Source organism: Streptomyces noursei (assembly GCF_016917755.1).
Classification (GTDB): domain Bacteria; phylum Actinomycetota; class Actinomycetes; order Streptomycetales; family Streptomycetaceae; genus Streptomyces; species Streptomyces yunnanensis.
This window is the reverse complement of the sequence record NZ_CP070326.1, coordinates 9,748,478-9,761,077: the sequence shown is the minus strand read 5'-3', so window position 1 is coordinate 9,761,077 and position 12,600 is coordinate 9,748,478. Positions and strand designations below refer to the sequence as shown.

The window sequence follows — 12,600 nt, the reverse complement described above, 5'->3', positions numbered from 1 at the left end:
CAAGACGGGTGGTCCGGCGGCGGGCGTACGGGGGCGGAGGCCGCCGTACCGGGCCGGGAGGAGGGGGAAGCCCCGGCCGGACGGGGGAACCCGACCGGGGCGGATCGTGGGGCGCGGCCCATGGGGCACGCTGCCAATTGAACGATAAACCATCGAGTCGGGGGCCGGAGCGCAGAGTGACGACCCTCACGCCTTGATCACCCTGTGTCACTGGCCGGCCTCGGGTCGCCGCCCGCCTCCCGCCGCCGTGGACGACGGGCGGCCCGCGCGTCCCCTCAGGGGCTGACCGCCAGCACGAGGTACGCCGCCAGCAGCGTCAGGTGGACGCTGCCCTGGAGCACGGTGGCTCGGCCGGGCACCACCGTCAGGGTGCCGACGACGACGGTGAGCGCCAGCAGCACCATGTGGCTGGCCCCCAGGCCCAGGACGAGCGGACCCTTGAGCCAGATCGTGGCCAGCGCGACCGCGGGGATCGTCAGGCCGATGCTGGCCATGGCCGAGCCCAGGCCGAGGTTGATGCTGGTCTGGATCCGGTCCCGGCGGGCCGCGCGGACCGCCGCGATGGTCTCCGGGAGCAGTACCAGCAGCGCGATCACCACGCCGACCACGGACGACGGCAGGCCCGCCGCGGCCACCCCGGACTCGATGGTGGGCGAGACCGCCTTGGCCAGCCCCACCACCGCGACCAGTGCCAGCACCAACAGCCCCAGACTGCTCAGCGCGGCCCTGAGGGACGGCGGGTCGGCGTGGTCCTCGCTGTCGATCACCTCGCCGGCCGTGGTGACCGGCAGGAAGTAGTCCCGGTGCCGGATGGTCTGGGTGGTGACGAACAGCCCGTACAGCGCCAGCGCGGCGAGCGCCGCGAAGACCAGCTGCGGACCGGAGAACTGCGGCCCGGGCGTGGTGGTGGTGAAGGACGGCAGCACCAGACTCAGCCCGGCCAGCGTGGCGACCGAGGCCAGCTCCGCCCCGGTGCCCTCGGCGTTGAAGACCGCCACCCGCCGCTTGAGCGCACCGACCAGCAGGCAGAGCCCGACGATGCCGTTGCAGGTGATCATGACGGCCGCGAAGACCGTGTCCCGGGCCAGCCCGGCGCTCTTCTCCCCGCCGTCGACCATCAGCGTGACGATCAGCGCCACCTCGATGATGGTCACCGCGACCGCCAGCACCAGCGACCCGAACGGCTCGCCCACCCGGTGCGCGATCACCTCCGCGTGGTGGACCGCGGCCAGCACCGCCGCGGCCAGGAACAGCGACACCGCGCCCACCAGCGCGGTGGGCAGCGACCGGCCCCAGATGAGGGCCAGCAGCACCACCGCCGCGACCGGCAGCACACCGGTCCAGTGCACCAAGGGCGTGCGCGGGCGGGGAGTCATGCCCCGAGCCTGGCAGAGAAGTCGGACCCCCGCCCGTCGGTGAAGCGGCCTCAGGCGGTCGCCCGGTGCTGCCCCTTGGTCTCCGCCGGCGCCAGCGCCGCCTTGCTGACGTCGGCCACCAGCTCCACCACATCGGGCCCGTACGCCTGCGAGTTGACCACCTTCAGCAGCAGCGCGAACTGCCCGTCCGTGCCGTACCGGCGGGCCAGCCGGGACCGGTTGCGTACCAGATGGCGGACCGCGGCCCGGTGGGTGACCGGCCGCTGACCGGCCGCCAGGAACACCGGCCGGCCGCCCTCCCCGGCCGTCAGCCGGGCCAGCAGCACGTACTCCACCGCCCCCGGCTCCAGCCGGTACGTCGTCCCGCCGACGGTGAGGGCGCCCCGGCCGGCGCCCGTCGCGTCACCCGGGTGGACCGCGACGCCCGGCAGCAGGTTCGCCATGTGCGCGGCCAGCCGGCGGTGCGCGGTCGGGTCGCCGACGCAGAACTCGGTGCGCGCCCCGAAGCCCTGGAGCCCGGTGTCGTGCGGGGCGACCTCCGGGTGCGCGCCGCAGTTCTCGATCACCGAGGCCAGCCCCAGCAGCGCCAGTGCGTCGTGCCGCGGGATGCTCCACTGGGCCGAGGCGCTGTCCCGGTGGGTGACCAGGACGCACTCGGATCCGTCGGGCAGCCCGAAGAAGCCCTGTTCGCGGGCGAGCTTGCGGCGGGTGGCCGCGGAGAGCCCGGCCCAGCCGGCGGCCAGCCCCACGACGAGGGCCAGCGCCGCGGTCAGGAGCGGCAGCAGGGTGTCATCCATGGCGGGCGAGCGTAGCCGCTGTCGGGCCGGTGTTCGGTGGCGGGCCGCCGGACCGTACGGCTTGTCCCGTTCCATACGGATACGGCGGGACCGTGCGGCTCGGCCCCGAACCGTCCCGGCCCGCGGACCGTCCCGCCGAGCAGTGGTCGGCACTCGAAATACCCCCTGTCGGCGCGCTGTTGACGCCGGTAGGCTCCGGCCCCTGCCGCCCCCTTCGCACCGCCCTAGGAGGAAGTCCAGGTATGTCGAACGCCCGACGTCTCACCGTCCTGGGAGTCACCGCCGCGCTGGCCGGCTCCCTGATGGCGGTCCCGGCCGCCGCCCGGACCGCGGCACCCCGGCCCGGCCCCGCCGTCCCCGGCAGCACCCCCGCCAAGACCCCGGTCGCCGTCGGCTACGGCGGGGCGGTCGCCAGCGTCGACGCGGACGCCTCCGCCGCCGGCATCGCAGTGCTCCGCAAGGGCGGCAACGCGGTCGACGCGGCGGTCGCCACCGCCGCCGCCCTCGGCGTCACGGAGCCCTACTCGGCCGGCGTCGGAGGCGGCGGCTACTTCGTCTACTACGACGCCAGAACCAAGACCATCCGCACCCTCGACGGCCGGGAGACCGCCCCCCGCACCGCCACCAAGGACCTCTTCCTGGAGAACGGCAAGCCCATACCGTTCGACGACGCGGTCACCAGCGGACTCAGCGTCGGCACCCCCGGCACCCCGGCCACCTGGGACAGCGCCCTCAAGAAGTGGGGCAGCCGCTCCCTGGCACAGGTCCTCAAGCCCGCCGAGCAGCTCGCCGCGAAGGGCTTCACCGTCGATCCGACCTTCCGCAAGCAGACCGCCGACAACGAGGCGCGCTTCCGCGACTTCCCGGCGACCGCCGCCCTCTTCCTGCCCGGCGGCAAGCTCCCGGTCGTCGGCTCGACGCTGAAGAACCCCGACCTGGCGCGCACCTACCAGGAGTTGGGCCGCAAGGGCGTCGGCGCCCTCTACCACGGCGCGATCGGCCGGGACGTCGTCCGCACCGTCCAGCGGCCACCGGTCCGCGCGGGGAGCACCCGCAAGATCCGCCCCGGCGCCCTGACCACCGCCGACCTCGCCGCCTACCGGACGCTCGGCCACGCGCCGACCCACACCACCTACCGCGGCCTGGACGTCTACGGCATCGCCCCGTCCTCCTCCGGCGGCACCAGCGTCGCCGAAGCGCTCAACATCCTGGAGAAGAGCGACCTTTCGCACCTGACCGAGAAGCAGTTCCTGCACCGCTACATCGAGGCCAGCCGGATCGCCTTCGCCGACCGCGGCCGCTGGGTCGGCGACCCGGCCTACGAGAACGTCCCGGTCAAGGGCCTGACCTCCAAGCGGTTCGCCGCCTCCCGGGAGTGCCTGATCAACGACGGCAAGGCACTCACCAGCCCGCTCGCACCCGGTGACCCGCGCCACCCGACGCCCTGCGGCACCACCGGCCCGGCCGCCCCGACGACGTACGAGGGGGAGAACACCACCCACCTCACCGTCGCCGACAAGTGGGGCAACATCGTCTCCTACACCCTCACCATCGAGCAGACCGGCGGCAGCGGCATCACCGTCCCCGGCCGCGGCTTCCTGCTCAACAACGAACTCACCGACTTCTCCTTCGCGCCGGCCAACCCGGCCGTGCACGACCCGAACCTGCCCGGCCCCGGCAAGCGGCCCCGCTCGTCCATCTCCCCGACCATCGTGCTGCGCCATGGCACCCCTGTGCTGGCGCTGGGCTCGCCCGGCGGCGCCACCATCATCACCACCGTGCTGCAGACCCTCGTCAACCACCTCGACCGCGGCATGCCGCTGGTGGACGCCATCGCCGCACCGCGCGCCAGCCAGCGCAACGCCGCCGCCACCGAGCTCGAACCGGCCCTGTGGGACAGCCCGCTGCGCAAGCAACTGGAGGCCCTCGGCCACAGTTTCAAACTGAACCCGGAGATCGGCGCGGCCACCGGCGTACAGCGGCTGCCGGACGGCCGCTGGCTCGCGGCGGCCGAGAAGGTCCGGCGCGGCGGCGGCTCCGCGATGGTCGTCCACCCCGCGCCGTAACGCCCCTGCGGGGGCCGGTCGTCGCCGCCGGCGACACCCGGACGGGCCGTGTGTGCCGTCCGTGTGTCGTCGCCGTGTCGCGCCGCGCGGCGTCGTTGCCGCCCCTCGCTGAGCCGATTAGCCTCCTGGGACCGTTCGTTCGAATGAGCGGTCCCAGGGAGGGCACGCAGCGTGAGTGTCGACGAGAGCCAGGAACGCCAGACCGGGCCGTCCCCGGAACGCCCGCACCGCCCGGGGCCCGCCGGCCGCCTGGACGGACAGTGGGAGGGCCTCGCCGAGCAGGCCGAGGCCCTGGCCGACGGGCGGGTCACCGCCACCGACCTGGTGCACCGCTCGCTGGACCGCATCGCGGCCAGCCAGGACACCATCAACGCCTTCCGCCGGGTGCGGGCCGAGGCGGCGCTCGCCGAGGCCGCGGAGGCGGACCGCCGGCTCGCCGCCGGGGAGCGGCTGCCGCTGCTCGGCGTGCCGGTCGCGGTCAAGGACGACACCGATGTGGCGGGCGAACCCACCGCGTTCGGCTGCGCCGGGGTGTTCCCGCCCAAACCGCACGACTCCGAGGTGGTCCGGCGGCTACGCCTGGCCGGCGCGATCATCGTCGGCAAGACCAACGCCTGCGAACTGGGCCAGTGGCCGTTCACCGAGGGCCCGGCCTTCGGCGACACCCGCAACCCCTGGAGCCTCGCGCACACCCCCGGTGGCTCCTCCGGCGGCTCGGCCGCCGCGGTCGCCGCCGGCCTGGTCCCCGCCGCGCTCGGCACCGACGGCGCCGGCTCGGTCCGGATCCCGGCCGCCTGGTCCCACCTCGTCGGCATCAAACCCCAGCGCGGCCGGATCTCGACCTGGCCGGACCCCGAGGCGTTCCAGGGCATCACCGGCATCGGCCCGCTGGCCCGCACCGTCGAGGACGCCGCGCTGCTCCTGGACGTCGCCAGCGGCAACCACGACGGGGACCTGCACCGGCCGCCGGCCATCGCGGCCCGCGAGGCCGCCGGCCGGGACCCCGGGCGGCTGCGCATCGCACTGTCCTGGAAGGCCGCCGCCACCTTCACCCGCAAGTCGCTGCACCCGGACGTCCGGGCCGCGGTGACCGCGGTGGCCCGCACCCTGGCCGGCCTCGGCCACTTCGTCGAGGAGGCCGAACCGGACTACGGGATGGTCGGGCTGTCCTTCCTGCCGCGCGCCACCGCCGGCGTCGGCGAGTGGGCCGCCCGGGTCCCCGACCCCCGGCTGCTGGACCGCCGCACCCAGGAGGCGGCCCGGCTGGGCCGACTGCTCGGCGGGCTGCCGCTGCGCCGGGCCCGCGCCGTGGAGCGCCGGCAACAGCACCGCATCGGCGCACTGTTCGGCTCCTACGACGTCCTGCTGACGCCGACCACCGCGACCCCGCCGCCGCGCGTCGGCGCCCTCGCCAGGCTCAGCGGCTGGCAGACCGACAAGGCCATGATCGCGGCCTGCCCGTACGCCTGGCCGTGGAACGTGCTGGGCTGGCCGGGCGTCAGCGTCCCGGCCGGCTTCAGCGCGGACGGGCTGCCGCTGGGCGCCCAACTGCTCGGCCCGGCGCACGGCGAACCGCGGCTGATCTCGCTGGCCGCCCAACTCCAGGACGCCCTGCGCTGGCACGAGCGGCGGCCCCCGCGACAGGCCGCCGCATCAGCCGCCGACCTCAACCCAGGAGACCGATGATCGCCTCCGTGGTGTCGGTCTCGCCCAGCCGCGGGAAGATCCGCTCCACGCTGTTGCGGTGCGCCTCCGCGTCGAGGTCGGTCACCGCGTCGACGGCGACGGTGACGTGGTAGCCGTGCTCGTGTGCGGCGCGGGCGCTGGACTCCACGCCGATGCTGGTGGCGATCCCGGCGAACACGACCTGGGTGACGCCGCGCCGGCGCAGCTCCGCGTCCAGCTCGGTGCCGTGGAAGGCGCCCCACCGCTGCTTGGTGACGAGGATGTCGCCGGGCTGCCGGTCGACTTCGGCGACCAGCTCGGCCCAGTCGGCCGGCGGGGTGCCGGTGCCGCCAGCCCGCCCGGCCTCGGTGCGGCCCGGCGCGCCGCCGGTGACGTTCACCAGGACCACCGGCAGTCCGTGGGCACGGAACGCCGCGGCCAGCCGGGCCCCGCGGGCCACCACCTCGGCGGCGGGATGGACGGTGGGCAGTCCGGTGATGCCCTTCTGAAGGTCGATCAGGACCAGCGCGGTGGTCGGGTCGAGGACACTGGCGGGCACGATAACTCCTGGGTGCGTAAGGGCGGTTGGGAGGATTGGTGGTTGGGGGGATCCCTCGTCGAGGGAAGCGCTCGTCGAGGGAAGCGACTGTCGAGACGCGCGGCCGTCGGGGAACGGCTGTCGTGGCGTGATCAGCCGAGGGTCCGGCGGCCGGTGGTGCGCAGGCTGCGGTCGGCGAGCGTGAGGACGAGCAGCAGCACCCCCAGGACCGCGCCGGTCAGCGCGATGGCGTGCAGCCCCGTGTCCGTGGCGCGCGGCCCGTACACCAGCCCGATCAGGCCGGCCGCGGCGATCGCGCCGAGGTACTGCGCGGTGCGCTGGAGCCCGGCGGCCGCGCCCACGCCGTCGGCCGGCGCCTGGGTGTAGACGGCGGCCTGGTTGCCGGTGGACGCCAGCCCCTGGGGGATGCCGAACAGCGCCGCGGCGACCAGCAGCACCGGCAGCGCACTGGTGCCGCGCAGCAGCAGGAAGACCGCGCTGCCCGCGATCAGACAGACCGCGGCGACCGCCAGCGGCGCGCGGACGCCCTTCGCCCGGGCCCCGGCCAGCGAGCACACCGCGGCCGCGCCGGACATCGGCAGCATCACCAGCCCGGCGTGGAAGGACGAGAAGCCGTGCGCCTGCTCCAGCCACTGGCTGAAGCCGTACAGGACGCAGTAGATGAGCAGATAGGCCAGGCCGTGCCGCAGATAGGTCAGCACCAGCGGGCGGTTGCGGGCCAGCATCCGCAGGTCGAGGAAGGGCTGCGGATGGCGCAGCTGCCACCACACCAGGACGGCGGCCAGCACCGCGGTCGGTACGAGCAGCGGCCAGCGCGGCGCGTCCAGCCGCAGCAGGAAGAACATCGCGCAGGTCAGCGCGGAGGCGAAGAGCGCGATCCCGAACGGGTCGAGGGAGCCGCGGGCCGGGCCGCCGGCCCCGTCGGCGGTGGTCGATTTCCGGCCGTTCCGGTCGTGCGGGAGCCAGGCCAGGGCGCTGACCAGCGCCAGCAGCGCGAGCGGGACGTTGACCGCGAACACCGCCCGCCAGCCCGCGGTGGCGGCGAGCAGCCCGCCGAGCGTGGGCCCGACCGCCGCACTGGCCAGCGCGGCCAGCGAGATCCGGCCGAGGACCTTCCGGGGCGTGGGACGGCCCACCCGCCGCGACTCGGCCCGCAGCATCGCCATCGCCGCCGGGTAGGCCGCCGCGGTGCCGGCGCCGAGCAGGATCCGGGAGACCACCAGCAGGGCGAAGGCCGGCGCCAGCGCCCCGAGGAGGCCCGCCGCGCAGACCGCGACGGTGCCGCCGACGAAGACCCGCCGCGGCCCGATCCGGTCCGCGATGCGGCCCAGCGCCGGCTGCCCCACCGCACTGGCGAGGTACATCGCCGACACCAGCCAGGCGGTGCCGGCGGCGCCGACCCGGAAGTCCCGGCCGATGGCCACCAGCGCGGTGGCGATCATCGTCGAGTTGATGGGGTTGAGGAGCGACCCCAGCAGCAGCGGGGTCATCAGGCGGGCCCCGAATCCGGACTCGCCGGAGGTGAGCTCGCTGGATGCGCCGGCCCGTCCGGCGGTACGGTCGGGGGCCCGGTCCGGGGCCTGGTCGGGGGCGCCGGGGGTGCTCATTCCTCGGTCAGCCGTCGGATCAGCGCGGTGGCCTCGGCCAGCGTCCGCTGTTCGTCGCCGGTCAGCCGGTCGGCGATGGCCACGGCGAGCCAGTCGTTCTTGGCGGCGCGGACGTCCCTGAGCACCCGGCGGCCCTCGTCGGTGAGCGAGAAGACCACCTGGCGGCCGTCGGTGGGGTGCGGGCTGCGGGCGAGTATCCGGTGTTCCTCCAGCGCGCCGACGGTCACCCGCATCGACTGCGGGCGCACCAGTTCGGCGCGGGCCAGGGCCGCGATCGTGGCCGGTCCGTCGGCGTCGATCCGCGCCAGCACCGCGCGCTGGGTGGGGGTCAGTTCGCCCTGCGGCGACGCGGCGCGCAGCCGGCGCATCAGCAGGGACACGGTCGCGCCGAGGTCGGTGGCGAGCCGTTCCTGTTTCTTGTCGGGCATGCTTCGAGCGTAGGAGAACGACAGGGAAACTTGCAAGTAAAACTTGCAAGTTTCCCTGTCGGGTGTCACCCATGTCACCCGCCGTGCAGCCGGACCCCGGCGACGACGGACTTCCCGCAGGGATGGCGCGGCACGACCGCCCAGGCGGCGGAGACCGCGTCGACCAGAGCCAGCCCCCTGCCGCGACGAGCGTCGGGTGTGGCCGCCCTGAGGACTGGCTGCCCTGCTCCCGGGTCGGACACCGCCAGCCAGTAGTGGCCGTCGGCGGGCCACAGAATCAGCTCGACCAGCTGCTCTTCGTCGTACCGGGTTCCGTGCCGCACGGCGTTGGTGACGAGCTCGGACGTCAACAGGGCGATGTCGTCGGCCAGTTGCGTGGAGTTTCCGGCGAGCAGTGCCTGTGTGACGGCCTGTCGGGCGCGCTGCACGGAGGCGGCGGTGCCCGGGAACAGCCAGTGGGAGGGGGTGGTGGGGACGCGCGGCCGTTGCGGTGCGGGTGCGGGTGCGGGTGCAGGGAACGGAGACGGGTGTGGGATGACGGGCATGGCTGAACCCCTCGCTGATATCAGGTGGTTGGGTGCGCGCGCTCCCGACGGCGCCGGTGGCCTGCCTCCCTGGGTGCGAACGCCCCCGCTCCAGGGCAGGCGGGCACGCTCGCGCGGTGCGCTTCCGGCGGTTGCGGTGTGTGGCTTGCGCGTTACTCGAAGCTAGCGCCCCTGATGACAAGGCGCCACCGTTAGAGTGGCAATTGCCACTATCGAGTTGGACTGTCGGCGAGCTCTCACGGCAGACTGGCCGCATCCGATCCAGAGAGGACGGCATGGCGACGCGACGTACTCCCACCGAGCGCCAGAAGCGCCTGGGGGCTGAACTCCGCAAACTCAGGGTTGCTGCGGAGGTCAGCACTGACTACGCGGCCGGTCTGCTGGGCTTGGACCGGACGAAGATCTCCAACATGGAGTCCGGAATCCGTGTTACCAGCCCTGAGCGCGTACGGACCCTGGCCTGTAACTATGCGTGTGCCGATGCTGCTTACGTCGACGCCCTGGTGACGATGGCCGAGGGGCAGGAACGCGGCTGGTGGGAGGAGTATCGGGGGAGACTCCCGTCCGGTCTGCTCGACATCGCCGAGCTTGAGTGGCACGCGAAGCGCCTGTTCACGGCCCAGAGTGTGCACGTGCCGGGTCTGTTGCACACCGAAGACTACGCACGAGCCGTGTTCGGCGCGGTCCTCCCGTCACTGTCGCGGCTGGAGATCGAGCTTCGCGTCAGCCACCGGATCGAGCGGCAATGCATCCTTGAGGAAGACATTGCTCGGCCCTACGTGGGATACGTACATGAAGCGGCGCTGCGCATGCAGTTCGGTGGTCGCAAGGTCACTCAAGCCCAGCTCGACCACCTCTGCGTTGCGTCGGAGCGCGAGCATGTCTCACTAGGACTTGTCCGGTCGATCATGTGACTATCCCTGGCTCAGGTCGTTGATGTGGACATGGGGCGGGGCGATCTGAGTGATGCCGAGTGGGAACGGCTGCGGCCGTTTCTGCCGGTCAGTAACAGGCGTTGTGGCCGGTGGCGGGACCATCGGCAGGTCATCGACGGGATTTTGCATCGGGTGCGGACCGGGGTGCAGTGGCGTGACCTGCCGGAACGGTTCGGGCCCTGGAAGACCGTCTATGAACGCCATCGGCTGTGGTCGGCCGACGGCACGTGGGAGCATCTGCTCCAGCAGGTCCAGGCGGCAGCTGACGCCGCGGGTGAGATCGACTGGGACATCTCGGTCGACTCCACCGTCGTCCGCGCCCACCAGCATGCGGCCGGCGCCCGCAATGATCCGCCGCCGGTCCCGGTGTCAAAGGGGGCCGAACTGCACGAACATCAGGGCGAGACGCCGTGGCAGAGCCTGTGCGGCCGGCTGGTGGAGGTGGTGCGGGAGGTGAGGGGCTGGGCCGCTCGCGCGGCGGGTTCACCACCAAGCTCCACCTGAGCGCGGACGGCCGGAACTAAGGGTGATTCCTGTTGAATGCGGTGCGTTCCCGGGCGCAGGCCACGCCCTCCTCTACGCCGAAGGTGCCGTTCCCCGACTCGACACCGTGCAACTCGACTCCGCGCACGGGCCGGAATTCACTCACGCCGAGGCTCAACTCGCCAAGTACCGAGCGCACCTTGACTGGATGGCGGAGAACGCTCTGACGCCCGAGCGGTCACGGGACTTCATTCACGCCATCGCGCGACAACTGTAGGAGAGCGAATGTCTGACATCACCTGGGAAGCCCCGTTCTGCGGCGAGGGCAACAACTGCTTCAGAATGGGCACCGACGCCGACGGCAACGCCTATATCGCCGTCAACGGCGAGGAGGATCGCTACCTCACCGACTCGATAGAGGCCCTGCGTACGTTGATCCGAGAGGTGAAGGCGGGCAAGGCGGACCACCTGCTTTGACTCGCAGAACCGGTCGGCCTGTCGCAGGACCGGTCGGTCAGGGGTGACGGGCGAGCAGCCTGAGGGTTCGGAAAAGTCCCCGTAGCACGCCCGGCACCCTCCCCGAAACATGCCGGGTGTCCAATGCGGTCAGGCCGGAGAAGTCCGGTCCGCAGGGGGAGGGCACGGTATGACGGACACTCAACTCCTGCCGCCCGCTACGGAGTTTGCCCGGTACCTGACCGGTCTCGGGCGGCTGCTCGACCCGGCGGCCGGGTGGTACGGGGTCTTCGCGCGGCGCGACCCGGAGGGCCTGCGAGCCTGCCTGGAGGGCCGGGAGGTGCCGCCCTGGGACGTGGTGGAGTCGCTGCTGCGCGATCTCGCGGCGCGCCATGGCGAGCGGGCGGTACGCACCGCGGAGCCGCGCGCCAGACTGCTGCACGCCCGTGCGGTCGCCGACCACGACGCCCGGCCCGGCAGCCGACCCGCCCTCCGGGAGCGGCTGGAGCTGATGCTCCGCGAGCAACAGCGGGCCGCGCGGCGCGCCCGCGAACTGGAGGCCGTCGCCCGGGCCGCCGCCGGTCCGCCCGAGGAGGCGCAGCTCTCCCGGGAACTGGCCTGGGCCCGGGACGACCTGGCCCGCGCGCAGGCCCGGGTGCGGGAGCTGCGGGCCCGCCTGGCGGCGCTGCCGGACCGGCCGGGCCCGGCGTCCGACGCTGCGGCGGGTGTCCCGGGACCACCCGCGGAAACCCTTCCGGGGGCGCCCGCCGAAGTCTTCCCGGGACCACCCGCCGAAGCCGTCCCGGACTTACCCGTCGAGGCCGACCCCGAGTCGCCCGCCGCGGCCGTCCGCCCCCGGGCCGGGGCGCGGACGGCCCGCCCCCGGGGTGCGCGGTTCGCCGGGCTGGAGCTGTCGGACGGGCCGTCGTACGCCGACCCGGTGACCGTCGAGCCCCCCACGGCGCAGCCCGCCGCCGCGTCCCGACCGGCCCCGCGCGGCGCCCGCTTCGCCGGGGCGTATGCCGCGCCGGACGCGGAGAGTGGCGCACCCGACGATGCCCCGCCCGCCGACCCCGGACCCGATGCCCGTCGCGTCGCCACCGCCACCGCGCACCGCCTCGCCCGGCTCCGCGCGACCGGCGCGACCGGCCCCGCACACGCCGAACTGTGCGCCGCCGCGACCCGTCCGGCCTCCGAACTCCCTCTCCTCCTCGCCGCGTTGGAGGGCGTCGGCCTCGCCTCCGACGTCCCGGTCCTGCTCTGGGAGGCGGCCGGTCTGCCGCCCGCCGGGCTCGCCGCCGCTGCCGACGCGCTGGCCGCTGCGGGCCGCCCCGCCGACGGTACGACGCTGCTCCGGCAGAGCGTGGCCCGCCCCGTCGCCGAGGTCGCGGCGACCGCGCTGGCCCTGCTCGACCTCGGTCGCCCCGGCCAGTTCGAGGAACTGCTGGCCGGGGTGGCCCGGTCCCGCACCCCCGACGAGGCGGCCGCGCTGGTCGCGGCGAACCCCGGTGCCCTCGGGCCGCCGCTGCTGGCCGCGGCCCGCGCCGTCTCCCGGGACCGCCACCGCGACCTCGCGCACGCCCTGCGCGCCGCCGGCCTCCCCGCCGCGCCCTGACCGGCTCCACCCCGCCGCGCCGCGCAGAGAGATGGTCTTGCCACGGTCGGTGACGACCCTTACGGTCG

General features: G+C 74.0%; 11 protein-coding genes and 2 pseudogenes. 7 read left to right on the top strand and 6 right to left on the bottom strand.

Features of this window, described 5'->3' with window-relative positions; translation table 11 throughout:
- Nucleotides 1-275: 275 nt before the first annotated feature.
- Nucleotides 276-1,376, bottom strand: coding sequence for a calcium:cation antiporter (locus JNO44_RS42395; protein ID WP_205369241.1), 1,101 nt, complete (start codon nt 1,374-1,376; stop codon nt 276-278).
- Nucleotides 1,377-1,426: 50 nt separating this feature from the next.
- Nucleotides 1,427-2,173 carry a hypothetical protein gene (locus JNO44_RS42390; RefSeq protein ID WP_205369240.1) on the bottom strand — a complete coding sequence of 249 codons (747 nt, stop codon included), beginning with the start codon at nt 2,171-2,173 and terminating at the stop codon, nt 1,427-1,429.
- Between the two features lie 242 nt (nt 2,174-2,415).
- Here JNO44_RS42390 and ggt point away from each other — a divergent pair, with 242 nt between their 5' ends.
- Both ggt and JNO44_RS42380 read left to right on the top strand, forming a co-directional pair.
- Complete coding sequence (gene ggt / locus JNO44_RS42385; RefSeq protein WP_205369239.1) at nt 2,416-4,239, top strand: gamma-glutamyltransferase; 1,824 nt, start codon at nt 2,416-2,418, stop codon at nt 4,237-4,239.
- Between the two features lie 171 nt (nt 4,240-4,410).
- A complete protein-coding gene (locus tag JNO44_RS42380) occupies nt 4,411-5,925 on the top strand; it encodes an amidase (protein WP_205369238.1) in 1,515 nt (504 codons plus the stop codon).
- On the opposite strand, the gene JNO44_RS42375 is transcribed toward JNO44_RS42380, so the two are convergent.
- The 4 genes from JNO44_RS42375 to JNO44_RS42360 all read right to left on the bottom strand — a co-directional run bounded on the left by JNO44_RS42375 (nt 5,906) and on the right by JNO44_RS42360 (nt 9,043).
- The gene (locus JNO44_RS42375; RefSeq protein ID WP_205369237.1) at nt 5,906-6,463 is read right to left on the bottom strand and encodes an isochorismatase family protein; all 558 of its coding nucleotides are present in this window, start codon (nt 6,461-6,463) and stop codon (nt 5,906-5,908) included. The two genes, JNO44_RS42380 and JNO44_RS42375, sit on opposite strands and share 20 nt — an antisense overlap.
- A 131-nt stretch (nt 6,464-6,594) precedes the next feature.
- Nucleotides 6,595-8,070, bottom strand: coding sequence for an MFS transporter (locus JNO44_RS42370; protein WP_205369236.1), 1,476 nt, complete (start codon nt 8,068-8,070; stop codon nt 6,595-6,597).
- Entirely contained in the window at nt 8,067-8,498 is a 432-nt protein-coding gene (locus JNO44_RS42365) for a MarR family winged helix-turn-helix transcriptional regulator (RefSeq protein ID WP_205369235.1), read from the bottom strand. Before JNO44_RS42365 ends, JNO44_RS42370 begins: the two co-directional genes overlap by 4 nt.
- Before the next feature lie 74 nt (nt 8,499-8,572).
- Nucleotides 8,573-9,043, bottom strand: coding sequence for an ATP-binding protein (locus tag JNO44_RS42360; RefSeq protein ID WP_205369234.1), 471 nt, complete (start codon nt 9,041-9,043; stop codon nt 8,573-8,575).
- Between the two features lie 275 nt (nt 9,044-9,318).
- On the opposite strand from JNO44_RS42360, the gene JNO44_RS42355 reads away from it, so the two are divergent.
- The 5 genes and pseudogenes from JNO44_RS42355 (at nt 9,319) to JNO44_RS42340 (ending at nt 12,532) form a co-directional block, all read left to right on the top strand.
- A complete protein-coding gene (locus JNO44_RS42355) occupies nt 9,319-9,957 on the top strand; it encodes a helix-turn-helix domain-containing protein (RefSeq protein WP_205369233.1) in 639 nt (212 codons plus the stop codon).
- Between the two features lie 30 nt (nt 9,958-9,987).
- Nucleotides 9,988-10,496, top strand: a pseudogene (locus JNO44_RS42350) (IS5 family transposase); the annotation flags it as partial.
- 2 nt (nt 10,497-10,498) lie between these two features.
- Nucleotides 10,499-10,738, top strand: a pseudogene (locus JNO44_RS44295) (Scr1 family TA system antitoxin-like transcriptional regulator); the annotation flags it as partial.
- Nucleotides 10,739-10,746: 8 nt separating this feature from the next.
- A complete protein-coding gene (locus JNO44_RS42345; RefSeq protein ID WP_205369231.1) occupies nt 10,747-10,938 on the top strand; it encodes a hypothetical protein in 192 nt (63 codons plus the stop codon).
- A gap of 169 nt (nt 10,939-11,107) precedes the next feature.
- The gene (locus JNO44_RS42340) at nt 11,108-12,532 is read left to right on the top strand and encodes a hypothetical protein (RefSeq protein WP_205369230.1); all 1,425 of its coding nucleotides are present in this window, start codon (nt 11,108-11,110) and stop codon (nt 12,530-12,532) included.
- The last annotated feature ends 68 nt before the right edge of the window (nt 12,533-12,600 follow it).